Annotated in this window: 18 protein-coding genes and 1 tRNA gene; 6 read left to right on the forward strand and 13 right to left on the reverse strand. The window is 71.6% G+C overall.

All coding sequences use genetic code 11. The features are described 5' to 3' along the window. Positions 1-72: 72 nt before the first annotated feature. Entirely contained in the window at positions 73-435 is a 363-nt protein-coding gene (locus MXD59_RS27750) for a DUF2127 domain-containing protein (protein ID WP_248824213.1), read from the reverse strand. A 29-nt stretch (positions 436-464) separates the two neighbouring features. Further along, positions 465-806, reverse strand: coding sequence for a hypothetical protein (locus tag MXD59_RS27755; protein WP_248824214.1), 342 nt, complete (start codon positions 804-806; stop codon positions 465-467). A 377-nt stretch (positions 807-1,183) separates the two neighbouring features. On the opposite strand from MXD59_RS27755, the gene MXD59_RS08590 reads away from it, so the two are divergent. Next, positions 1,184-2,002 carry a class I SAM-dependent methyltransferase gene (locus MXD59_RS08590; protein WP_248824215.1) on the forward strand — a complete coding sequence of 273 codons (819 nt, stop codon included), beginning with the start codon at positions 1,184-1,186 and terminating at the stop codon, positions 2,000-2,002. Between the two features lie 8 nt (positions 2,003-2,010). On the opposite strand, the gene MXD59_RS08595 is transcribed toward MXD59_RS08590, so the two are convergent. Beyond that, complete coding sequence (locus MXD59_RS08595; protein WP_248824216.1) at positions 2,011-2,631, reverse strand: helix-turn-helix domain-containing protein; 621 nt, start codon at positions 2,629-2,631, stop codon at positions 2,011-2,013. Positions 2,632-2,876: 245 nt separating this feature from the next. On the opposite strand from MXD59_RS08595, the gene MXD59_RS08600 reads away from it, so the two are divergent. From MXD59_RS08600 to MXD59_RS08610, 3 genes are all read left to right on the forward strand, one after another. Then, positions 2,877-3,740, forward strand: a complete 864-nt coding sequence (locus MXD59_RS08600) for an SDR family NAD(P)-dependent oxidoreductase (protein WP_248824217.1) — start codon at positions 2,877-2,879, stop codon at positions 3,738-3,740. A 147-nt stretch (positions 3,741-3,887) separates the two neighbouring features. Beyond that, positions 3,888-4,775 (forward strand): GNAT family N-acetyltransferase, encoded by an 888-nt coding sequence (locus tag MXD59_RS08605; protein WP_248824218.1) that lies wholly within the window; start codon positions 3,888-3,890, stop codon positions 4,773-4,775. Continuing rightward, positions 4,772-5,314: a GNAT family N-acetyltransferase gene (locus MXD59_RS08610; RefSeq protein WP_248824219.1), complete on the forward strand. Its 543-nt coding sequence runs from the start codon at positions 4,772-4,774 to the stop codon at positions 5,312-5,314. Before MXD59_RS08605 ends, MXD59_RS08610 begins: the two co-directional genes overlap by 4 nt. A 4-nt stretch (positions 5,315-5,318) precedes the next feature. Here MXD59_RS08610 and MXD59_RS08615 read toward each other — a convergent pair whose 3' ends face one another. The 10 genes from MXD59_RS08615 to MXD59_RS08660 form a co-directional block, all read right to left on the reverse strand. Beyond that, positions 5,319-5,606, reverse strand: coding sequence for a putative quinol monooxygenase (locus tag MXD59_RS08615; protein WP_248824220.1), 288 nt, complete (start codon positions 5,604-5,606; stop codon positions 5,319-5,321). Between the two features lie 1,051 nt (positions 5,607-6,657). Beyond that, entirely contained in the window at positions 6,658-7,335 is a 678-nt protein-coding gene (locus MXD59_RS08620) for a type II toxin-antitoxin system PemK/MazF family toxin (RefSeq protein WP_248824221.1), read from the reverse strand. A 70-nt stretch (positions 7,336-7,405) separates the two neighbouring features. Beyond that, a complete protein-coding gene (locus tag MXD59_RS08625) occupies positions 7,406-8,014 on the reverse strand; it encodes a YdeI/OmpD-associated family protein (protein WP_248824222.1) in 609 nt (202 codons plus the stop codon). A 157-nt stretch (positions 8,015-8,171) separates the two neighbouring features. Then, positions 8,172-9,287, reverse strand: a complete 1,116-nt coding sequence (locus MXD59_RS08630; protein ID WP_248824223.1) for an ABC transporter substrate-binding protein — start codon at positions 9,285-9,287, stop codon at positions 8,172-8,174. 1,041 nt (positions 9,288-10,328) lie between these two features. Beyond that, positions 10,329-12,893 carry a protein kinase domain-containing protein gene (locus MXD59_RS08635; RefSeq protein ID WP_248824224.1) on the reverse strand — a complete coding sequence of 855 codons (2,565 nt, stop codon included), beginning with the start codon at positions 12,891-12,893 and terminating at the stop codon, positions 10,329-10,331. A 6-nt stretch (positions 12,894-12,899) separates the two neighbouring features. After that, positions 12,900-15,692: a PKD domain-containing protein gene (locus tag MXD59_RS26350; protein ID WP_283096552.1), complete on the reverse strand. Its 2,793-nt coding sequence runs from the start codon at positions 15,690-15,692 to the stop codon at positions 12,900-12,902. After that, positions 15,685-18,042 carry a transglutaminaseTgpA domain-containing protein gene (locus tag MXD59_RS08645; protein ID WP_248824226.1) on the reverse strand — a complete coding sequence of 786 codons (2,358 nt, stop codon included), beginning with the start codon at positions 18,040-18,042 and terminating at the stop codon, positions 15,685-15,687. Before MXD59_RS08645 ends, MXD59_RS26350 begins: the two co-directional genes overlap by 8 nt. Positions 18,043-18,230: 188 nt before the next feature. Then, positions 18,231-19,373, reverse strand: coding sequence for a DUF58 domain-containing protein (locus tag MXD59_RS08650; protein WP_248824227.1), 1,143 nt, complete (start codon positions 19,371-19,373; stop codon positions 18,231-18,233). Next, positions 19,370-20,350, reverse strand: a complete 981-nt coding sequence (locus tag MXD59_RS08655; protein WP_308301674.1) for an AAA family ATPase — start codon at positions 20,348-20,350, stop codon at positions 19,370-19,372. The genes MXD59_RS08650 and MXD59_RS08655 overlap by 4 nt, the downstream gene beginning before the upstream one ends. 1,801 nt (positions 20,351-22,151) lie before the next feature. Continuing rightward, a tRNA-Arg gene (locus tag MXD59_RS08660) sits at positions 22,152-22,223 on the reverse strand. Positions 22,224-22,297: 74 nt separating this feature from the next. Between MXD59_RS08660 and MXD59_RS08665 the strand changes: the two genes are divergently transcribed. Together MXD59_RS08665 and argS are read left to right on the forward strand one after the other, a co-directional pair. Then, entirely contained in the window at positions 22,298-22,684 is a 387-nt protein-coding gene (locus MXD59_RS08665; RefSeq protein ID WP_163547719.1) for a response regulator transcription factor, read from the forward strand. Between the two features lie 109 nt (positions 22,685-22,793). Beyond that, entirely contained in the window at positions 22,794-24,452 is a 1,659-nt protein-coding gene (argS, locus tag MXD59_RS08670; RefSeq protein WP_248815028.1) for an arginine--tRNA ligase, read from the forward strand. Positions 24,453-24,462 lie beyond the last annotated feature (10 nt).

Genomic DNA, 24,462 nt, shown 5'->3' on the forward strand with positions numbered 1-24,462 from the left:
GACACTCGAGGTTCCCTGTCTACCAGGGAAGATCTCGCTCCGTCGGCCAGATGGCGCACTGTATCGTCCCGGCTAGTGCCGTACGCGTACATCCGGTGGAAATGCGCCTGGTTCCTCGGTCCTAACGTGCGCCACCTGCGCGGCGTCCTCCACCTCGAGCAGCGACGCGGCGTGTCGCTCGGCCTCGAACGCCGCCGCCCCACCCCGCACCCCGAACAACCGTTTGCTCGCGACCAGACAGGCGACGGCGGCGATGTTGACGACCAGCGCCCCGATCCGCAGCACTGTGATGCGCTCGGTCAGCTCGTAGACCTCCAACGGCAGGAAGGCCGAGGTCGCCACGACCGCGAAGTACTCACCCCACCGTTTGAGCAGCCACAACCCGACCGCCTCGACGATCTGCACCGCCGCATAACCGAACAGCAGGCACGCCACCAGCAGCAGAGTGTTCGGCTTCGTGTGGATCAGATGGCGCAGATGCTCGGCTGCTGCACCTGCCCCTCGGACCGGCGAAACCGCAGGATGGCATCTCCGATCAGCACCATCAGCAGTGCCCGGACGAACCGTTCCGCCGCGAGCAGCCGCAGGACGGTCGCGTCCCGCAGTGCCCGTCCGCGCAGCAGCAGCGGCGCGTCCTGGGCGGGGCCGGTGAGCTTCGGCGCGCCCGGCACGAAGTCCCCGCAGCGCAGGCACCGCCAGCTCGGGCCGGCCGGCGTCACCGCCGTCAGCCGCGCGGCGAGCTCCGGCTCGTCCGGCCGGTAGGTGACGTGCCCCCTGCGCGCACAGGTCCGCAGCTCCCAGTCCACCCGTATCCCCTTCACCCCGGCCGTTCGCGACCCGTGGGCGCCAACCGGTGTACCTGACCGTCCAGCCGGTCGTCGACGCCGGCGGCGGGCACCGAGTCTGGCAGCTACGCCGGTTCGGCGGGCGACGGGTGGCACCCATCCGACACCGCGGACGTGTCGGCGCCCGCCGCCCGGCCACGTCCCGAGCGCGCCACTGAACGTCCGGGCCAGCAGGATTGCGCCGAGCAGGCCGGAGAGCAGCGTCCCGGTGACCGCCCCCCTGCGCACCGCTCGCCCCCGGTGAGGCGGCGCCGCGCAGGCATTCCCTTGCCATTTCGGCAAACTTTCTTGCCGTCCTGTTCGCACGGTCGGCACGCTACCGGTGGAGGTGGTCAACCATGAACGAAGCAGTAGCTGATGGCGACACGGTGGCCGGTCACGCCGGTCACGCCGGTCACGCCGGTCACGAGAGCCACGAGAGCCACGCGGGTCACGAGAGCCACGCGGGTCACGACGGCCATGACCACGGTGGTCAGGGGAGTTCCGGCCGGCACTGGATTCACGACGCCGATCCCGCGACCGACCCCACCGAGCTGTGGGAGCGGTTCTACTCCGAGGGTCAGCCGTGGAGCGGCCGGGCCAATCCGGCCCTGGTCGACGAGCTGGCCGAGCGCCCCATCGGCGGCTCCGGCGGCTCCGGCGCGTCCGGCACCGCACTCGATCTTGGTTGCGGCACGGGGGGCGACGCGATCTGGCTGGCGGGTCAGGGCTGGCAGGTCGATGCCGTCGACATCTCCCCGACCGCGCTGGCGCGCGGGGCGGCCGAGGCGCGGGCGCTCGGCCTCGACGGACGGATCCGCTGGTCCGCCCACAATCTCGACACCGATTTTCCCACCGGCACCTGGGATCTGGTCACCACGGCCTACCTGCATTCCCCGGTCGCGCTGGACCGTGAGCGGATCCTGCGCCGGGCGGCCACGGCGGTGGCCGTGGGCGGCACCCTGATCATCATCGGTCATCTGGGCGCTCCGTCCTGGATGACCGAGCCGCCGCCGCACTTCGACCCGCCGAGCCCCGAGGAGACCGTCGCCTCCCTCGACCTGACCGGCTGGACCGTCGTCGCGGCCCGTGCCGTCGTGGTTCCCAGCATCCCGTCACCCGAGGGGGTGCCCGGCACTCGCACCGACAGCGTCGTGCGGCTGCGGCGCACCGGCTGATCCCGGCGTCAGCCGCGGTGGCCGGCGGTGGACGTCGGGCGGGAGCGGGCGCGGATGTGGACCCGCTCGCCCTGCGGACCGAAGATGCTGAGAATCTCGACGGGATTCTCGTCGGCGCCGCCGAACCAGTGCGGCACCCGGGTGTCGAACTCGGCCGCCTCACCGGGACCGAGCACGAAGTCGTGTTCGGCGAGGACGATCCGCAGCCGGCCACTGAGCACGAACAGCCATTCGTATCCGTCATGGCTTTTCTGGTCCGGCTCCCGTCGCTGGCTGCCGGCGGGAAGAATCATTTTGAACGTCTGAATCCCGCCGGGCCGGCGCGACAGCGGTATCGCCGTGATGCCACCGAAGGAGATCGGCGTGCCGTGCACACGCGGGTCGCCGGTGGGCGGGGAGCCCACGAGCTCGTCCAGCGGCACCTCGTAGGCGCGGGCGAGCGGCAGCAGCAGTTCGAGGGTGGCCCGGCGCCGCCCCGACTCCAACCGGGACAGCGTGCTGGTGGAGATACCGGTCGTGGCCGACAACGCGGCCAGCGTCGTCTCCCGATCCTGTCGTAGCCGCCGCAACCGTGGCCCGACGGCCGCCAGTGCCGACTCCAGCTCCTGGTCACGTGTTCCCGATGCCATGGCGGCAACCTATGCCCGCCGTCCGCCACGTGTTGTTCGCCGGATCGACCCCGAAATAGCTAGATGTTTCCTGGCGCACATGAGCGAACGCTCAAGGTGTCCACTCTGTAACTGTTTACCGTCGAAGCCTCGCTTTGCGTGGCCGTCATGTCGGGTGCGAGCCGGCGGTGGGGGCGCTGCTGCCCGCCGTCGGCGCCGTGGGCACGGCATGGATCGACGAGTGAACGAACATCGGGGGCATCTCCATGGATCTTCATCTGGACGGCAAGGTCGCGCTGGTCACCGGTGGCTCGCGTGGCATCGGCCGGGCCATCGCCAGGCAGTTGGCGGCCGAGGGCGCCCGCGTCGCCATCTGCGGACGTGATCCGCGCTCGCTCGCCGACGCCGCCAGCGACCTGGCGCTCGCCGCACCGAAGACCGCCAGCGTGGGCGGCACCGGCGGCACCGGCGTGGGCGACACCAGGGTGGGTGGCACAGAGACCGACGGTGTCGGTGGCGGCGTGTTCACGTGCGTGGCCGATGTGACGAGTCCCGGCGAGGTCGAGCGGTTCGTCGACGAAGCCGCGGACGCGTTCGGCCGGGTGGACCTGCTGGTCGCGAACGTCGGCGGCATCGTCGGTGGCGGACTGCTCGACTCCACCGCGCAGGACTGGGCGCGGACCTTCGAACTCAACGCCGGCCACGCCGTCCGCGCGCTGCGCAGCGCCGTCCCACATCTGACGGCCAGTGGTGGCGGCTCGGTCGTCATCGTCTCGTCGGTCGCCGCGGCGAAACCCGCCCCGTTGGCACAGTACGGAGCGTCGAAGGCCGCGGAGGTCTACCTCGCCGCGTCCTTCGCCCGGGAACTGGCCGCGCTGAAGGTACGGGTCAACACCGTCAGCCCCGGCTCCATCATCTTTCCCGGTGGTTCCTGGGAGACCTACGCCCAGCAGGACCCGGATGGTTTCGCCGAGTTCGTCCGCCGGGATTTCCCGGCCGGCCGGCTCGGTAACGCCGAGGAGGTCGCCGACGTCGTCGCCTTCCTGCTCTCCGACCGCGCCACCTGGATCAACGGCGCCGACATCACCGTCGACGGCGCCCAGGGCCGTCCCTCCGCCTTCGGCTACTGACCGGGCCGGTCGTCGGGTAGGAACTCCCGCCACGGCACCGCGGTGCGGGCGGGCGGCGGCGGCGTGGGTGTCATCCACCCGACAGGGCGGGGGAGAAAGCAACGGCGGCGGCCTGTAACGGTGGGAGCGCCGGACGCACTTACCGGTATGACAACCATCAGCCGCGGTACGCCCGCGGGTACCGAGAGATCGCCGCTGTTCTGCGACCCGGCGCTGGCCGCCCGCATCGAGCGGGCCGAGGTGGAGCTGATCGCGCAGGGCAACGCCGCGGCCAGCCGCCGCCGTCCACCGGGTGAGGCGGTGGGGTTCGTGCTGCCCCTCGCGGGTGGGGTGGCCAGTTACGCCGAGGACGGGTCGCCGCTCAACAAGGTCGCCGGGCTCGGCTTCGGTGTGGTGCCGACGGCGAACGACCTGGCGGAGGTCGAACGGGCCTTCGCCAGCCGCGGCGCACCGGTGCAGGCCGAGGTCGCCACGCTCGCCGATCCCGCGGTCGCCGACCTGCTGACCGGACGGGGCTACCGCCTGGTCTCCTTCGAGAACGTGCTCGGACGGGCGTTGGACGGCGCCCACCGGACGGTCACCCCGCCGGGAATCGAGATCCGAACCAGCGGCCAGGACGCGTTCGACCAGTGGCTCGAGGTCATGGCGGACGGTGTCGCGGTCTCGGACACCGAAGGGGTCGCCGCACACGAGGAGTTCACCCGGGAGGTCCTCCTCGGCGCCATGCGGGACCTCGCCGCGGCGGTCGGGGTTCGGCGCTACGGCGCCTGGCGCGACGGGGTGTTCGCCGGTGGCGCCAGCCTGCGGATCTCGGGCGACATCGCCCAGTTCGGCGGTGCGGCGACCGTCCCGGCGCATCGCCGCCGCGGCATCCAGTCGGCGCTGCTGGCCGCCCGCCTCGCCGATGCCACCGCGGCCGGCTGCGAGGTCGCCGTGATCACCACCCAGCCGGGTTCGAAATCCCAGCACAACGCCCAGCGCAGCGGGTTCGACCTGCTGTACACCCGCGCCATCCTCGTCCGGGAGCCCGCATGACCGGCCAGCGCAGCACACCGACCATCGAGCTGTACGACGGTGACCGCTGCGCGCTGCGTAGTCAGTTCGAACTGGCCGAGGACTCCGCCGCGCTGCTCGACGCCTACCTCCCCCTCGGCCGGGTGCTGGTCGCGCGGATCGGTCCGGACATCGTGGGCCACCTCCAGGTCGTCCCGACCGAACACCACGACAGCCACGGCCCCGATCACCCCGCGGTCGGCATGCCGGTCGGCACAGCGGTCGGCACACCGGAGATCAGGAACATGGCGGTGCTGACCGCCTACCAGGGCCAGGGCATCGGCCAGGCCCTGATCAAGGCGCTCATCGACCTGATCGCGGCCGAGTCACCGCGGGTCCTGCTGGTCGCGACCGCGGCCGCGGGCATCGGCAACCTGCGCTTCTACCAGCGGTGCGGATTCCGCCTCCGGTCCATCGAACGCGACGCCTTCACCGAGGCCGCCGGGTATCCGCCGGGCATCCTCCTCGACGGCATCGCGTTGCGTGACCGCGTCTGGCTGGACCTGGACCTCCCCGGCTGACTGGTCAGGTGAGGCTGCGGCTGCCCGCGACGTCGTACTCCGACACCGAGGCGAACACCACCGCGGCGCTCTGGTCGTCACTCGGCCCGCCGCCCCGGAACGCCTCGACGTCGGTCTGCGCCTCCCACCGTTCGAAGATGTTGATGCGACCCGGATCGACCAGGTCGGCGGTGATCGAGAAATCCAGGCATCCGGGCGCGCGCCGAGCCTGCTCCACCACGCTGACGCAGCCGTCCAGGTACGCCTCCCGCTGCTTCGGCGCCACCACCAACCGCCCCGCGACAATCACCATCCGTTGCCTCCCGCTCTCGTCCACGACGCGACCCATCCTGCCCTCCGCATGCGGGCCGGTTCCGCCGCGACGTTCTGGCTCCGTCGCCGGCCAGGGCGAACATCCGCCATTCGCCGCGTGTTCGGGGTCGTGAGCTACTACCGACGGTAGCCGTGAAAAGAGGAGAGAGTCTCCGTCGAACAACCTACCCGGCCAAGTGTCACCAGTTGGCCGCCTTTGACGCTGGGTTTTCTCGCCAGTTTTCCGATCCGGAGCGGCCCGCTGCACACCGTGCCTGTATAAACGCTGATCGTCGCGGGTATCCGCGGTCAACGGAGATGTCGCCACTCGCTGCGCCCTTCGGCAACGGTGTGTGAAAAAGAGGACATGAGTCGGATGCTCAGGTGCGAAACGTCGTCCGATATCGAAGGGCTGCTGTTCCGGTGGGTGAACAAACAAGCGTATCGGATCGGTCCGACACCCTTGCGCAGCGTCACGTGGCCTGCTTTTCAGGGTCTTGACATCGGACGCGGATGGGTCCCAGTGGGGCGTCCGATGTGCATGGTAAGGTCGTCGCGCGGCGCATTCTGTCGTACGTTCGCGATAGGCTATTTCGGCGGTTTATCGGCGGGCGTTACCGTCCGACGTCGACAACGGGCGAGCGTGTGCGGTGGGTGATATTTCGGGCCGAAAATCGGACGCGAAGAGTAGTGGGTGACAGCAGGTGACATTTAGCTGGGTAAGTTTTGTGACGAAGGCCTGTCACCCTTTTCTCTGATGATCAGGTTGATCGATGACGCCCGTGTGCACGATCGGTGACGACTGCGGGAAGGTATGGACGGCGGGAGCCGGTCAGGATGCCGTCGCGCCACAGTGCGTAGCGGCACAGCTGGTCTGGCAGCGGTCATCGACGTCCACGATCCGGTGGTGCCGGCCAGCCGCTCCCGGTAGAACTCCACGTCGCCGAACGAGCCACCGATCTGCTTGTCCAGCTGGTAGACCAGCGAACATGGTTCGCCCGCGAGACCAGGACATCATGCAGAATCCGGCCGCGGAACCAGCCGGTCGTGTTCTAGTTCCAGCCGTAGCGCTGCCGCAGCCGGTCGGTGACCCGTTCGAACGGTTCACGTGGCAGGGCCGCCGACTCCCGGCGCATTCCGCCTTCGTGCACCCGCAGGACCCGGTCCAGGTTGACCCAGGACGGCCGGTGCTCGCGATCCCACTCGCCCGCGCCGACCGGCACGAAATCACCTTCGCCGTCGTGCTCCTTGCTGGTCAGCTGCACGGCCAGGAAGGAGCCGGCGGGCTCGGCGGCCACCACGAGGACGGGTCGGTCCTTGCCTCGTCCGTCGTTCTCCTCGAAGGGCACCCACGTCCAGACGATCTCGCCGGGGTCCGGGGCCGCGTCCCGTCGCGGCGCGTAGCTCATCCGCACCGACCCGATGCGCTGGGGATCGACCTCGGTGGTGGCGTCCGGCCCGGACTGGCCCGGTGATACCTCTGCTCCCGTTTCCGAACCGGCTGCTGCCGCCCCCGCCCCCGCCCGCGTCCTGGCCCGCTCCTCGGCCGGGCGGCTGCGCGCGGCCACCGAGGCTGGGGATGGAGCCGTGCCGGAGGGACGGGCCTTCGGCGTCGCCGTGGAGCGCCGCCGACCGTCGCGCCCCGACTCCCGCGGGGGTGCGTCACCCTGGTGGCGGCCACCCGTCAGCACGTCGGACACGATCTTGAAGAGGTCCGCCAGTAGTCCCATGCCGCCAGAATAATGAGGTCGGTCACGGCCTCCGCCGGAACGCCCCAACCTGACCGGCGCTCCGATCAGTTCAGGGCCGGCCGCTTTCCAGCGTCGCGAGCAGGGCCGCCAGCCGGGTGGCGCGGGTCGCCGGGTTCGACGCGGTCAGCAGGCGGTGCAGAGCGGAGTAGCGCCCGGCGCCGTTCAGTGCGGCGAACCCCGAGCTGGCCGTGGGCGACGCCGCCAGCGCGACCGCCAGGTCGTCGGGAACCTGGGCCGTCGCCGCTCCCGGGTAGGCGCGGTCCCACCGTCCGTCCGCCTTCGCGCGTTCGATCTCGGCCTGCCCCCGGGGCCGCATCCGACCCTCCTCGACCAGTCGCGCCACCAGGACGGTGTTGCGCTGCGACCACATCGAGGCCTTCCGGCGTGGGGTGAAGCGCTGCTGGAAGGTGGCGGCGTCCAGGCTCTTCTTCTGCCCGTCGATCCAGCCACTGCACAGCGCCTCCTCCAGTGCGCGGTCATAGCGCAAGGACGTCGGCGACGTGGTGCCCTTCTTGGCCAGGACCAGCCAGACGCCGTCGGAGACGTCCTCGTTCACGTCGAGCCAGGCCCGCCACACGACGCCGTCGGCCACGACCAGCCGCTCCGGCGCCGCGGCTGTCCGCGCCCTGCTCCCGGCGGCCTCATCACCCACACCCATGGTGGCGAGCGTACGGGTGTGAAGGTCCGCATCCCCGCGCATACGACCACACCCCTACCGGGGCGCGGCCACCGGTGATCATGACATGTCCGTACGAACCCGTCGTGATCACCGGTGGCCGCTCACGTGCCGCTACCGGGCCTGCGCGTCCACCGGCCTACGGGATCGGGCTGTAGCCGACGATCTGGTAGGAGGCCGGCTGGCCCTCGCCGTCCAGCTGTGCGGTCAGGCCACCGCGGCTGCACACCGCCGGTGTGGCCGGGTAGGCCTTGCCGCTGCAGCGGAACCTCAGACCACCGCTACCGGGGATCTCCTTCTCCGGCATCGACTTGAACGTCGAGATGACCGTGGCCGGGGTGACCTCACCCTTGATGTCCGCCAGCGCGACCTGGAAGGCGTTCAGCTCCGCAAACATGTTCATGCCACTGGAGTCGTCAATTTTGACGTTTTTGCCGTAGGCCGCCACGACGGCCTTGTAGAGCCGGGTCGACGGGTTGTCGACGCCCACCGGCGCGGACGCGTTCATGGTGACCCGTTCCAGCGTCTCCGCCGGAACCGCCTTGCGGGTCGCGTCCGTGATGCACTGGGAGTTCACGAAGAACGGGCCGGTGAAACCAGACGTCCGCAGCGCGTTGAACGCACTGATGCAGAATCCGTCGTTCCCGACGATCTCGATGACACCCGGCGCGCTGCCGGACAGGCTCTGCAACTGAGGGGTCATGTCGGCCGTTCCCAGCGGGACAGGAATGACCTTGAAACTGATCCCGGCCTTCGTCAGCGCCGCCGCGCCCGTGCCCTTGAACTGGGCCAGCGCCGGTGGCACGTCGATGATGACCCCGGTCAGGTTCCTGGTCTTCGCCTTGGCGGCCAGCGGCAGGATTCCACTGATCGTGACCCCGGTCGGGTCGCTCAGGGCGAAGGTCGACTGGGCATCCTGGAGCTGCTCCGGGAGGGCCGTGGAGAAGAGCAACACCGGGACCTTCGCCGCGTGCAGCGGCGTCCAGATCTGCTGCGAGACCGCGGAGGCGCCCACGACCACTGCCACGGCCTTCTGCTCGATCACCTGGTTCGCGCAGTCGGTGCCCTTGTTCGGATCGTTCGCCGTCTCACACGTGAGCAGCTGGATCGGCCGACCACCGATACCAGAGCGGTGCTCGTTGAGGAACCTGACCGTCGCAGCCGCCGCCCGCAGCTCGATCGACGTGTCAGCCGACGGGCCCTTGCCGTCCGAGATCAGACCGATCTTCACCGGGGCGCCGGAAGCCCGTGCCACCGGACCCAGTAATGCCGCGCTACTCGAGGCACCCGTCGTGGATCCCCCGCTGCCGCCCCCGTCGCTCCCGTCGCTCCCGCAGCCGGCCACCACCGCCAACACCATTCCCGCGGACAAGGCCGCCACGGCCGCGGTGGCACGGGGCCTCAGCCGCCTGGACCGAGGCCGCCCCGGATCCGCTCGGTGGCCGAAAGCGCTGAACCGATTCCTATCTATGAGCATATGTCTCCTGACCTCATCAGCTCGTAGCCCGACACCGCCGACGGCGGCGCACTGAGGCGCGGACCGGGCCCCGCGGCGGGCGGCGCGCGTCGGACTGCCCCAGATGACACCCCCACCTGGGGAGCAAAGTGTGACACTGTCTACATTTGGAGGCAACTGTCGTCCACTCCCCTTGATGTCATCCCAGCAGTCCATCAAGAGCAACAAGGAGATCACGGCGACAGGCTGGGCGATGTGCACGGACCGTTTGGGGTCGCCGAATGGTAGGCCTGAGGTTGTGATTGTCGCGGTGCTGGTAAGACCGTCGCCTGCTCCCAACGTGACGAGCCGTGGGGGAAGCGGAAGCGGTCGGGTGATGGACGCGCGAGTGGGCCCGGGTGGGTGTGACCGTCGGGTGACGATGAACGGATGGTGCGTCCTCGCCGCGAACTGGCCGGTGATCGGGCATCGGTGCACGACGTCGTCGGCCACGCGATGTTCTCGCCCAGTCTGCTCGACGAGCCTCGGCGGCTGGTCGAGGTGTGCGCCGGACGGTGCCGCACAGAACAATCCGCTGTCGAACCTGTTCGCCCACGTGGCGGACAACCTCCACCACCGCATCTCCATAGCCATCCACCCCGTGCGATGTCTGTGAACCGGTGCGATGGAATCTGCTGCTTACTGGACGGTGCAGCCTGACGAGGCCCTGATGGTCGCGCTGGCGGAGGGTGATGCCGGCGCGGTCCGCGTGCTGCTGGTCTACGGCTCGAGCGTGGCCTGGATGGCGATCGGGGCTACGGACGGCAGCTCGGGAGGGGCGTGCGGGTCAGCAGGGCGTGATCACAGTGGTGGCAGCGACCAGATGCCGGCAGTGGGTGTGCCGGTGTCCAGCGTGGCGTCGGCGCCGGTGAGCAACACCGCACCGTCGACCACGGCGGCGCCGAGCAGTCGGGTGGGCATGGCCGTCGTGACCGGGTGGACGGTCCAGCCCTCGCCGGTGCGGCTGCCGATGAGGACAGCCGGCTGCTCGGGAGCCGGGCCGTCGCCGGCGATCGAACCGGCGGCGAGCACCCGGCCGTCGGACAGCACGGCGAATGCGTGCACGAGCACCCCGGGTGGCAGCGTCGTCTGGGTCAGCCGCCAGGACGTGGCATCGCTGGAGTGACGCAGTCTGGTCACCGTCGCACTACCGGACAGCTCGCTGCCGGCAGCGAGCAGCGACCCGTCAGTAAGCTCGACGACCTGGTCGACATGCTGCTCGGCCGGGCCGCCGAGGGACGGTGTGCGCAGGCGCGTCCACGACGTCCCCTCCGTCGAGCGCCACACGGCGCCGTCGCCGAGGGCGCCCGCGGGTCGACCGACCGCGAGCAGCTCGCCATCATGGGTCACCAGCCCCGTGACCTCACCGGTCAGACCGCCGGAGGTGGGCAGAACGCCCCAGCTCCGGCCATCCGCGGATCGCCACAGTACCGGCCGGTTCGACAGATCGGCCGGGGAACCACCATCGGTTGCCGGCTGTGGAGCGGTGGTCGCCACCAGCGAGGGGTTCGCGCCGCGCTCGACGACGGCCGCGCCGACGGCGATGAAGCCGCGCCCGGCCAGGAACGCGACGGCGGAGACGGCCCCGGACTGGGTGCCAGTCGGCAGCGGAAGTGCGAGGGCGTGCCACCCCTGCCCGTCCTCGCGTAGCCAGACGACGGGTTTCGTACCGGTGGGTCCGGTCACGGCCAGGCTGGATGTGCGCCGTCCCACCGCCACCTGCACTCCGTCGTCCCCGTCCGCGAGCGCGGTGATGATCGCGCCGTTCGCCTCCGCGCCGGTGGTGGTGGCGTCGACCAGGCGGCGGTCCGTGCCCACCGCGCTGCCGGTCCGCGGGGCCACGGTCACGCTCGCCTGGCCGTTGGCCGCGCCGGGATCACCGGGTCTCGATGGACCTCCGCCCGTCGAGCCGCCCGGACCAAGGACGAACACAAGGGCGATCACCAGCGCCGCCAGGCCAGCCGAAGCCGCGACCAGGAGACTGCTCCGCTCACCCAGCCGGCGCCGCGACGGCACGTCGGCGACCGTGCTGATCATGAGGCTGCCGTCCCCGTCGCCGCCGTCCAGTACCGCTGGCAGCACCGGCGGCAGCACATGCGCGCCACCGACCGGGCCGGCCGCGGCCGGCGTCCGGCGAGCCCACCGCGAGGAATCGGATGGCCGCTGCGGCGCGGCAACATGCAGCGTCGGCCTCGTCGCTGGGTCGAGTGCGTGTGGGGCTGGCCGGGTGGGACGACCTGGGGCCGGCCGTGGTGGGGGCGAGAGGTCGGCCTTCGCCGACGTGGAGGGAGTCGCTGCTGTCGGCAGCGGCCGACCTGGCGGAGACGGAGGCGGCGGAGCTGACCCGTGGGATGGGGACGCTGACGGTGGCGAGGATGGCTGGGACGGCGTCCACGTCGGCCCGGATGTGCCCACGGCCGGTAGCCGGGGCTGGGCCGTAGGAGGGGGAGGGGGAGGGGCATCAGGTGGAGGCGGCGCACTGGGCGCAGGCTCGGCGGCGTCGAGGATGTCCCGTTCGGCGCGGACGATGATCCCGCTGGTGGCGAGCCAGCCAGGGCCGAACACGGTGGCAGCGGCCTCGGCGAGCTGGTGGGCGAAGATCCGCGCGGACCGCTGCCGGTCGGCCCGGGCCGGCTGCAGCGCCTGGACGATGACCGCGGCGAGCGGTTCGGCTACGCCGACCGGGGCCGGCAGGGCACCATCCAGCTGGCGTTTCCAGACGTGGGCGACCGGCAGGGACGGGTCGATCGGCATCCGGCCGGACAGCAGCCGGTAGAGCACCACGCCGAGTGCGTACAGGTCGGTACCGGGGCCGACCCGGTCGCCGCCGATCTGCTCGGGTGCCATGTAACCGGGCGTGCCGGCGATCGATTCCACCGACGTGGCGCTGCCGCCGAAGAACCGGCTGATACCGAAGTCGACGAGCTTCGGCGCATCATCACGGGCGAACAGGATGTTCGCCAGTTTGACGTCCCGGTGCAGCACCCCGGCCGTGTGCGCGGCGGCGAGTGCGTCGGCGGCGGCGAGGCCCACGGCGCAGGCCGCCGCCGGTGTCGTGCGGGACAGGCGGGAACGTAGCGTCCCACCCGACAGATGCTCCATGATCAGCATGGACAGGTCGCCGCGTTCGACGTAGTCGTAGATCCGCACGATGTGCGGGTGGTCCAGTCCGGCGAGGACGTCCGCCTCTCGCCGGAAGCCGGCCCGTGCCTTCTCCCCCGCCCGGGTCAGGACCTTGACAGCGACCCGGCGGTTGATCTGCCGGTGCTGCGCCTCCAGCACGATCCCGCTCGCGCCCGAGCCGAGTTCGCGGCCCAGTTCGTATCCCGGCAGCGCGGCCTCGACCTGGGAGCGCTCGACGAACACGACCGCCTACCGGGCCACGTCGTAGGTGGCCGGATTGTTCCGAGCGTTGCTGCGCACGGTGATGACCCTGGACGGGGTACCGGAGGGAACATCGACCTGTACGGTGCAGCTGCTCCCACCCATCAGGAACTTGTAACCGGAACAGCCGTCGTCGCGCAGGCCCTCCCCGGTCACCGACTGGATGGCCTCGCCGTTGCTACCGCCGTTCCCGCTGATGGTGACGGTCCAGGTCGTACCACCCGGAGAGGAACTTGCGGCCTGCTTGGCGAAGGAGATGCTGTATTCGGTGTCCACGGTCGCGGTCGCCGTCGACTGGAGCCCGTTCTGGTCCGTGACGGTCACGGACGCCTGATAGGTGCCAATCGCGTAGTGGTGGCCGGCTAGCTGATAGTTGTCCGTGCTTTGGATGGTGGTCCCCGGGCTTCCGTCGCCGAACTCATAGCGATAGCTGACGATCGGCGAGGATCCCGCGACGCTTTGCGATGCGGACAGGGCCCGCGCTCCGCTGACATAGGAGCTTCCGCTGAAGTTCCCGACGCTGAGAGCGGCCTTGGGCGGGGTGGCGGGGGCGGTGAGCTGGACGGTGGCGGCGGCGGTGGCGGTGCGTCCGGCGCTGTCGGTCACCGTCACGGTGACGGTGTACGTGCCGGCCTGGGGGTAGGTGTGGGTGGCTCGTCGGCCGTTATCGGTGCTGCCGTCGCCCCAGGCGATGACGTAGGTGGTGATGGGGTTGCTGCCGGCGGTGGACGCGCCGGCGTCAGCGGCCACGGTGAGTGGTGCGTTGCCGGTCGCGGGGTCGAGCGCGAGCTGGGCGGTCGGGCCGGTGGCGGGCGGCTGTTCGACCGGCTTCGCGGTGACCACGATCTCGGCGTTGGCGATGGGGGTGCGGCCGTCGGTGAGGGTGGCGCTGGCGGTCACGGTGTACCGGCCCGGGGCGGTCCAGGTGTGGCTGACGTTCGTGCCGGTCGCCTGCGAGGTGTTGTCCCCGAACGACCAGGTCGCCGAGACGAGGCCCGCACCGGTGGCACGTAGTCGGACGACATCGCCGACGGTGGCGGTGGCGGTGCTGGCCTCGATGGTGACGGCCGCCGTCACCGGCGGCTGGTTGTCGCTTCCGGGCGGCGGATTCCGGGTGTCGCCGGACCGCTGGCCGGTGCCGGGATCACCGGTCAGCGGTGTGCCGCCGCCGGGGTTCTGGCTGGAGGGGCCGGCAACGGCCGCGGGAGGCGTGGTCCGCGTCCGGCCCGGGCCTGGTGGGGGTGGCGTCGTCCCGGGAGCGCCACCCGCGCGTGGCGCGGACGGGGCCTGGTCGGAGGGTGTCCGGCGCGTCTGGTCGGACGGTGTCCGCGCCGGTGTGGGCGTTCGTGCGGTGGACGGTGACGGCGCGCTGCTGGGTACGCGCGGGCCTGCGGATGCCGGCGGGGTGGCGGGCGCGGTGCTGGGGCCCGGCATCGGTTGGTCACGGGGGTCGCCGCGGTCGCCGGGATCGGTGTTGCGACCGTTGTCGGCGCCGCTGCCGCCGGTGCCAAGGGTGCCGGCGGCAGCGCCGGAACCGTCCGTGGTGGCCTTGGCCTCGGTGTCGTCGTCGGAGGTGCCGCCGCTGCCCGTGCCGTACTTGCGGACGGAGGTGGCGGTGCCGTCGGCGCGGATGACGCCGGCCTCGGCGCCGGCCGCATCGTTGTAGAACACGAAACCGCCTTCGGCGGCGAGGGTGAAGCCGCGTCCGGGGGTGAGGACCCGGCGGGTGGAGATCAGCCGACCGCCGGCGACGTCGACGACGTGCACGGCACCGGTGGTGAAGTCCGGGACGAAGACCCGGTCGCCGAGGCCGACGGGTGCGCCGAGGTCATGCCCGGCGGCGGCCAGGTCAATGACCGACCCGCAGCCGCGGGCGGCGAGGTCGGCGACCATCAGCACCCCGCGGCTGCCGACCGAGGCGTAGACGCGGCCGGCATCCGACGCGCCGGCCACCCGCACGCTGGCATCGCCACCGGCGACGTCGAGGCAGGTCGTGGCGCCGGGATGGCCATCCGTGCCGAGCGCGGTGATCTCCCGACGGGCGAGGTCGACCAGCGCCGGGCGCCCCTCGGCGAGCACAAGCTGGCTGCGGGCCCGGTCCGCCCCCTGACGGCGGTCGTGGCGCCGGGCACCGTCGAACCAGACGAGGTCGCCGGTCCGCGCGTCGACCACCCACAGCCGTCCGTCACCGTCGACGATGCCGGCCCCGGCGCCGACCCGCGCCGCCAGCGACTGTCGACCGCGCGGCTGCAGGGTCGCGGCCTGCGCGGTCGTGACGACGCCGGCCTGGCCGTCGAGGACGTACAGCGTGTCCGCGCCGACGAACAGCTGTGCCGCCCGGCCGCGGGCGAGCAGCCCGTCGCGGTGCGCCCAGGTGTAGGTGGCGCCGCTGATCCGGCCGACGGTGCCCGTGGCGGAGTCGACGACGTAGGCGTCCAGGTCCGACTGGATGACCCCGATCCGCCGCGACGGCTGATTCGGTGGACCGACGGACACCTGGGTGATCACTTTGGCGGAGGCGCCGTCCAGGAGAGCCACCTGCCCGACGGCGTCGGAGGGCAGCCACGCGGCACCACCGTTGAACGCGACCGCATGCCGCTGCGCGCCGCCAGCCGAACCGGCCACCACCAGCGCCCCGAACAGCACCACCACCGCCACCACCGCCTGCAACGGCCGGCCGCGCACGCGCCCCAGCTGGCCCCGCAGCCCCGAACGTCGCTGCGATGGATCCGCCAGCCGCGGACGTTGGTCGCCGCCGACGCGCCGTGCCTGCTCAGTCATCGCCGCCTCCCGAACCCGCCCCGGGCGGCGCGGTCGCGGGCCGTCCAGCGGGTGCCGTCAGAGCGCGGCGGCGGCTGGCAGCGCGGGTCGGCAGCAGCGGGCGCGGGTCGAGGGCGCCAGCCAGCCGCTGGCGACGGCGGCCCTGGGCGCCAAGGCGGGTGCGCAGCAGGGCGAGCAGGTCCCATGCCCGCGCGGCGTCCGCGTCGGTGCCCCCCGTCCGGCCGTACAGGGCCTGGCTGACCAGCGTCGCGAGGGCCTGGACGGGCTCGGTGACCCCCGGCCCGAGCCTGGCCGCCGCGGCGGCGATCTCGCCGGGCGTGCGGGTTGGTTCCGTGGCCACACCTCGTTCGGCCAGCCGGTCCCGGGCCTCCTGCCAGGCGCCGGCAACCCGGCGTCCCGGCGGGTGCGCACCGCGCCGTCGGCGGCGCCGCTCGGCCTTCGCCACGACAATGACGAGCGGTGCCAGCACCACCAGCATGACCAGCACCGCGAGGACGACGATCAGCAGCCGCAGTCCGAGGTTGGCCGCGGCGTGGCGTTCGTCCAGGGTGAGTCGGGGGATCGCGGTCTGGGTCGGCGGCGTGGCCGGGATCGGCTCGGCGCTGCCGGCACCGGCCGCGGAACCGCCGCCCGCCGCCGCGCCGGAGGCGTCCGGCGGCTCTTCGTGGGACAGCCGTGAGGTGTCCGTCGGCTCGAACGGGATCCAGCCGAGACCGGCGAGGAACACCTCCGGCCAGGTGTGCGCCTGTGCCTGGGTGAGCGTGAACGTGCCGGGCCCGCTCCCGGCGCGTGGACCGAGCAGATAGCCGACGGCGATCCGGGACGGGATGCCGCGCAGCCTGGCGAGCAGGGCGAACGCGGCGGCGTGCGCCTCGGCGTAGCTGCGCCGTTCCCGCGGGTCGGTGCTGGTGAGCAGCCGGGTGACGGCGCCGTAGGAATGGCCGGGCCGGCCGGCGAGGTCGTAGGGGAACCGCTGCGGGTCCCGCAGGTAGTCGGCGAGCGCGGTCAGCTGGTCGTAGGTGGTGCGCGCGGCGGCGGTGGCGCGGGTGACCTCGGTGACCGGCAGCGCGGGCAGGCCCGGGGGAACGGCGAGGTAGCGAGCCAGCGCCGGGCCGGACCCAGGGACGGCGGCGGCGAGCTGAGCCGGTGACGGTGTCGGGACGGTCGCGGTGAGCTGGTATCGCAGCGGGCCGGCTGCTGCCCCCGAGGTGCGCAGCAGGGTGCCGGTTCGGGGGTCGTAGGCGGCGGTCGCGGGTGCGGTGGCGAGCCGGGTGGGCCGTCCGACGACGGGCAGCAACGGCGAGTCCGACTGCTGGACGGTGACGTCGGCGTGCACGGCGACCTGCGGGCCGAGACCGGTGCCTGCCTCGTCGCGGTCACCGGGCAGGGCGGCGCCGACCGGCCAGAACGCGTCATGGTTACGCCAGCTTGCGCCGTCGAAGTCGGCGAGGACCGCCGTCGTCACCCGGTCGACGGGCAGCCGACTGGACGACGACGCCAGCCGTACCGAGGCCACCGCCCGCGGCGGTGCAGCGGTGAGCTGGGCGCGAACCTGCGCCAACGGGTCCGGCTGAGGCACGTCGACCAGCGGCTGCGCGTGGACCGTCCGCGGGTCGAACCGGCCGCCGGCCGGTACCACCACAGCGAACAGCGTCCCGATCAGCGTGGCGACGACCAGCACCGGAACACCGAGCAGCAGCGCTCCCGCCCCGGGCAGGTGTGCTGCCCCGGCGTGCTGGCCCGCTCCGGCTGACCGTCCTGCCAGCGCGGGGGGTTCCGGCGCGGGCCGTTGCGGCGCGGTGGCGTGCCGGGCTGCGCGAAGGATGCCGTAGCCGAGAGCGGCCGCGACGAGCAGCGCCAGGAGAACCGGCGGGGGATGGTGGCCACCGGCAAGCAGCGTCACGGCCAGAGCGAACGCCAGCCCGAGCGGGGCGAGCGGAGCAAGAACCGTGCCGGGCCGCATCGCCAGTGCGAGGGCGCTCGCGGTAGCCAGCCACAGCGCAAGGACCGGCACGACGAGCAGTTCGGGATCCGGGTCGGCCGGTAGGCCCACGCTCAGCAGGTTCGCCCAGCCCGACCGCAGCCCGATGACGAAGGCCCGCCCGCCGCCGACGGCCCGCCCGTCGGCCCAGCCGAACACGACGACGATCAGGTAACCGGCGGCTCCGACAAGGCTGGTGGCAGCCAGGGCGTCCCACCGGTCCGTCAGCCGGCGCATCCCGATCGTCACCGCCGCCGCGGCGACGATCGCGCCGACAAGCGGACCCCAGGCCCGCCCGCCCGCGTACAGGGTGCGGAAGGTGCCGGCGACCGCCAGCGCGGCGACGAGCAGTGCCGCTGCCTCGGCCACGACCACCGTGGCGGCACCGTGGCGCCACCGGGGCGCCGGGCGCCCCCCGGCCGCCTGCGGCCCACCCGTCGCTGGCGGTGGGGTCGGTGGGCCACCGCCATCCGGCTGCGACGACCCGAGCCTGACCTGACCGGGCGCCAGCCACCGGTCAGCGCCCCCCGCAACCGTCGCCTGTGTGTCGAAGGAGCTCACCGAACGGTCCGGTTCCAGCGCTCGGCGAACTCGGCGCTGGTGGTCGCCGCCACCGTGAACGCACCAGGTACCGAAAGCACAGCCCCACCGCCGGGGCCGAGCAGGGCGACGCTCGCGACGGCGAAACGGCGCAGCGCCGGCCCGAGGGCGGCCAGCTCCGCCTGCCGCGGGCTACCGGTCACCACCCCCAGCGCCGCACCCTCGGCGGTGGCCCCGAACCCGGGGAGCACGGCCAGGCCACGGTCGCCAGGCACGCCGAGGCTGGCCTCGGCGAACAGCGCCAGCAGCGCACCCTGCCCGGTGACTCCCCGTTCGGCGGCGGCCCGGGCGCCCGCCGTGGTGCGCACCTCCACCGGATGGCCGCCGTGGAACGCCGCCGCCGCGAGGGAGGCCGCGACCCGGACCGCCGCCTCGAACGACTCCTCCGTATACGGCGCGGCGCTGGTGTCGAGCAGCACCAGCATCCGGGGCTCGTGCGGGACCACGTTGTGCCGGATCATGAGGGTGCCGGTGCGGGCCGTCGACGGCCAGTGGACGAGCCGCAGGTCGTCGCCGCGGACGTACTCCCGCAGACTGTGGAACGCCACCCCGCCGCCAGGTGCCACCGCCGACGTCCGCCCGTCCAGCTCCGGAGACCGCCCGGTGGGCAGCGGTGCCATCGGATGCGGCGTCGGGTACACCCACATCCGCGTCGTCGACGGGTACGACTGCCCGGTGCGGAACAGGCCGAGCGGGTCGCTGTGCCCCACGGTCAGCGGGCCGATCGGGTGGATGCCTCGGCGGGCCGTCGGCAGCGGATACTCGACCTGCCCGGTGGCACCCGCCGCAAGGCTTGGCAACGTCACCGTCACCCGCTCACCGGCGACCGTCTCCACGGCGACGAACGGCGGGCAGCGCCGCCGACCGATGTTCGTGACCGTCAGCACCCCGCGGGCCGGGCCGTCCTGCGCGACCCGGGCCGGCTCCACCCGGCGAACCACCTGCAACCGCGGCCGGGCAGGCATCCACAGCGCCCCGCCGACGAGTACCGCAGCCCCGGTCACCCCAAGCCCGAGCAGCTCGGGGTAGTGCAGCAACGGCCAGCTCGCCAGCAGCAGCACGGTGGCGACAAGAGCCCCCCAACCCGACCGGGAGATCATCTACCGTGGGCGGCGAAGGGGGCCGGGACACGTACCGACGCGGCGATCCGAGCCACCACATCGGCGCTCGCCAACCCGTCCAGTGCCGCTTCCGGCCGCATGATCACCCGGTGGCCGAGGACCGCGGGCACGAGCGCCTTGACGTCGTCGGGAGTGACGAAGGGCCGCCCCGCCGACGCGGCCCGGGCCTGCGCGGCGCGGGCGAGGGCGAGCCCGCCGCGGGGGCTCACCCCGAGTCGGATCTGATCCGGGTGCCGCCGAGTGTCCGCGACGATCATGACAATGTAGTCGAACACCTCTGCGGCGATGTGCACTCCGCGGGCGATCTGGGTCATGCGCAGCAGGTCCTCGGCGGTGAGGGCGGGCGCCAGGTCCTCGGGTTCGGCGCCGCGCGTGCCCGCGCTGAGGATCTCGACCTCCGCGGCATGATCCGGATACCCGACGGTGGAGCGCATCATGAACCGGTCGATCTGCGCCTCGGGCAACTCGTAGGTCCCGCCGTGCTCCACCGGGTTCTGTGTCGCGACGACCATGAACGGCCGTGGGACCGGGTAGGACACCGAGTCGACGGTGACCCGTCGCTCCTCCATCACCTCCAGCAGCGCGGACTGGGTCTTCGGCGAAGCACGGTTGATCTCGTCGATGAGCACGACGTTCGCGAACACCGGCCCCTGGTGGAACTCGAACGTCCGGGCCCCGGCGTCCCAGATCCGCACCCCGGTGACGTCGGACGGAAGCAGGTCCGCGGTGAACTGCACCCGCCGGACCACTCCGCTCACCGAATGCGCGATCGCCTTTGCCAGCGAGGTCTTGCCAACGCCGGGAACGTCGTCCAGCAGCAGGTGGCCCTCGGCGTACATGCAGGTCAAAGCCCGTTCGACTACCGCAGGGTTCCCCTTGAAGAATCCGGTGATGTTTGCGGCGAGCTGCTGATGCTGCCGCGAGAACCAATCCGCGTCTGCCGCTGTCGTTTCCACAGGTCTCCTGCTGCGTCGATCTGTTGTGTCCGCAACGCCACGTCAGCTACGGCCGGAATCCGGTGTGCTCCCACCGGGCAGACCGATCATCGGCCACCGACGCTGATACCCAGGAAGACAGTTCACCACGCACCCCCATCGTGGACGACGCGCGCAAGATTACACGAGACTTCCCCACCGGCGACGCGCTCTCGGTCTTTTGGCTTCCACACCGCTCGCCCGTGGATTCTCCGGACGGCGTGACACGAGTCATCGAGGGTGCCCGTCGTCGGACGACCCGGGCCACGGCCACGGAGGTGGTCAGGGTCGGCGGCGTTCCAGCCAACCGCCCAGTCCGCGGGCCGGCTGGCGAGCAGCTCACCGGGGGCCGCTGATCGACGAGCTGCGCCCCTGCTCGGGATCGGTGGCACCGAGACGGGCGGTCACTCGCCCGCGAAGGTCCGGGTAAACGACCAGCAGTCGACGGCACTGGATCGCCGGCCGCTCCCTGCTGACCAGAACTGCGCGGCGGCGATGGGGGTATGCGAGGAATCTTCGGAATAGTCTGAGCGCGTGTTTCGTGTGACGCACCACGCCCTGTGGCCGGGCCGGGCAAGAAGGTGACCTGTGAGCCGGATCTGGCATCGCGATCATGCGCGGGCAGCCAGGCGCGCGTGGGCGGACGTCGTCCACGACTGCCGCTGCCCCGACATGTACTACTGCCCCGCAGGCGACGCCATCAACTGCCCACGCCACAGCGGCTTCGACACCTGCTGCGATCGAGAACAGGAACATGTTCCGATTTGGCTTGGTCACCGCTGGATATGGCATATCCGCCGAGCGCTGTGAAGGCCAGTCCGTCCGGCGATTCGGGGCCGGGCGTTGCGGCGACGGTCGGTTCACCAGAAGACTGGTCGGACATTCGGTCGAGCGAGCAGGTGCCCCTGGCCGTAGTCGATTCCGGCCGGGCTGTGCTGGTGACCAGCAGGTCGATCGGGTCGCCGACGAGAGCGCTCGGGACAGCTGACTGCCAGCCGGACTGACGGGGGACCCTGGTGTAGCACGGGAGGGCCCTGTGGACGGGCAGCCGGTTCCAGCTTTACCGTCCGGCTCTGCCCGAGCCCGACGCTGGCTGCGTGGGCGAACCACTGTTCGGGATCGGCAGCGGGGGTGGGAAACCGGGGCAGTGCCTCCACTCCGGCCATGGCGCCGGCGCGCAGATCAAAGATGGACTGGTACGCGAGGCTGGGCCCGCCGCTGTCAAGAACGTGAGGAACAGCCTGCCACCTCCGGCTGGAGCGCTCCCACATCTGGAAAGCCGGCTCCGTCACCGTGGCAGGCCTGCGAAACGATCCGGTCATCCGCCAACCGGGACGGCCGGAAGAAATCCATCCCGTTCGCATCTCCAGCCCACACCTGAGAGGTCGGGACGGGCCTCGTCCGTGATAATCGAAACGTGCCCCGGAGTGCTGCCGAACAATGCGGAACCGCTTTCCTCGGCCGCGATCTGGCCGCGTGGAAGAACCAGGGCGAACCAGGTTTTCGGACTATGTCCAGCAATCCTCTGGAGCGACATGGAAGAATTCGAAGACCCTGACACGGCAGAGGGGCCCTACCGCCACCCCACGTCAGTCTCGACCAAGCCCCCCAAGGAACCACAGCCCAGAAACCCACACCAAAAGAAAAACCCCACCCACCCACCCACCCAACTTCGAGGACGGAGGCAGAAACTCGGGGGGCTCGGGGGGGCTAGGCCCCCCCGGCCAACATGACGCAGACGACCAGGTGCCGCAAAGCCGGCACAGGGAACCCCAGAGTCGCGTGCCCCCGGCAGGATTCGAACCTGCGCCCCCGCCTCCGGAGGGCGGTGCTCTATCCCCTGAGCTACGGGGGCTCGGGGCTGACGGGGCTAACGCTACCAGGTGGGAACCTCGGATCGTGCGCCCGGGTGGTCGTAAGCTGCCGAGTGTGTACGCCGCCGCCCCCAGGGTCCTTGTTGTCGATGACGACGCGGTGATCCGTCAGCTTGTGGTCGTCAACCTCGAGCTGGAAGGTTTCGAGGTCCATACGGCCGTCGACGGTGTCGACGCGTTGCAGATGGTGCGCGAGGTGGCCCCACATGTGATCACTTTGGACATCATGATGCCCCGGATGGACGGCTGGGACGTGGCCGCCGCCCTGCGGGAGGACCCGGCCACGGCCGGGATCAAACTGATCATGCTGACGGCACGGGCGCAGGAGGCCGATGTCAGGCGTGGGTCGAGGCTCGGGGTCGACTACTACCTGACCAAGCCGTTCGACCCGGATGAGCTGATCACCGTCGTGCAGAAGCTCGCGGAGGGCCAGCCGGTCTGACCCGCGTGGGTTCCTGACCCGGGTGGGCGGAGTCGGCGCCGGGTGGGTCGATGGTGACCGTGGGCGTCGGGGCGGTCGTCTTGTCGGGGCGCGCCGATAGCATCGCGACATGAGCCCCGCCGATCTCGCCGATGCCATCGTGGCGGCCGTTGGCCGCGCGGTCGCCGACGGTGACCTGGACGTGCCGGTGCCGACCACTGTCACGGTGGAGCGACCGAAGAACCCCGAGCACGGGGATTACGCCTCCCCGGTGGCCCTGCAGCTGGCGAAGGCCGCGCGACGGCCCCCGCGGGCGGTCGCCGAGCTGCTGGCGGCCCGGCTGGCGGCGGCGGAGGGCATCGCGCGCGTCGACATCGCCGGCCCGGGGTTCCTGAACATCACGCTGGTCGGGGCGGCGCTGGGCGAGGTGGCTCGCCGGGTGGTGCGGGCGGGCGCGTCGTACGGGCATGCGGAGAAGCCGCGTGACGTGCGGATCAACCTGGAGTTCGTCAGCGCGAACCCGACCGGGCCGGTCACGCTCGCCTCGGCTCGCTGGGCGGCGGTGGGCGACGCGCTGGTGCGCATCCTGACCGCGGCCGGGTATTCGGTCGGTGGGGAGTACTACGTCAACGATGCCGGCGTGCAGATCAGCCGGTTCGGCGCGTCGGTGCTGGCGGCGGCCGCGGGGCGGGAGATCCCGGCTGAGGGCTACCACGGGGCGTATGTGGCCGAGATCGCGACGACGGTTCTCGCCGAGCGGCCCGACCTGCTCGAGCTGCCGGGCGACGAGGCGCTGGCCGTCGCGGCCCAGCGTGGGCTCACGCTGATGCTGGGCGAGATCCGGTCGACGCTGGAGAGCTTCGGCGTCCACTTCGACACGTGGGCGTCCGAGAAGGCATTGCATGACGCGGGTGGTCTGGAGCGGGCCGTCGAGGATCTGCGGGCGCAGGGCCACGTCTTCGACGCGGACGGCGCCGTCTGGCTGCGCACGACCGACTTCGGTGACGACAAGGACCGGGTCCTGATCAAGAGCGATGGTCAGGGGACGTACTTCTGCGCCGACGCCGCCTACTACCGCGACAAGCGGGGGCGCGGCTTCGACAGGGTGATCTACCTGCTGGGGGCCGACCACCACGGCTACATCGGCCGGCTGCGGGCGATCAGCGCCTGCTTCGGGGACGATCCGGACGTCAACCTCGAGGTCATCATCGGCCAGATGGTCACGCTGACCCGTGGCGGCGAGCCGGTGAAGATGTCCAAGCGTGCCGGCACCTTCCTCACCCTGCACGACCTGGTGGACGCGGTCGGGGTCGACGCCGCCCGCTACTCGCTGGTACGTCAGTCGCACGACTCGTCCCTCGAACTCAACCTCGACCTGATCGCCCGGCAGACCAGCGAGAACCCGGTGTTCTACGTGCAGTACGCGCACGCCCGGATCAGCTCGCTGCTGCGTGGCGCCGAGGCGCTGGGTCTCACGCTGTCCCCGGAGGGGGCGGACGTGGCGCTGCTCACCCATCCGAGGGAGGGGGACCTGCTGCGGGCGCTGGGCGAGTTCCCGCGGGTCATCGAGTCGGCGGCGAGCCTGCGCGGGCCCCACCGGGTCGCGCGTTACCTCGAGGAACTCGCCGGGGTCTACCACCGGTTCTACGACGTCTGCCGGGTACTCCCTCAGGGGGACGAGCCGGCCGGCCCGTTGACCGACGCCCGGCTGCTGCTGGCCGCGGCCACCCAGCTGGTGCTGTCCAACGGCCTCGCGCTGCTCGGCGTGAGCGCCCCCGATCGGATGTGAGACGCGTGCG

The sequence above is a fragment of the Frankia umida genome, from assembly GCF_023242945.1.
Lineage (GTDB): Bacteria > Actinomycetota > Actinomycetes > Frankiales > Frankiaceae > Frankia > Frankia umida.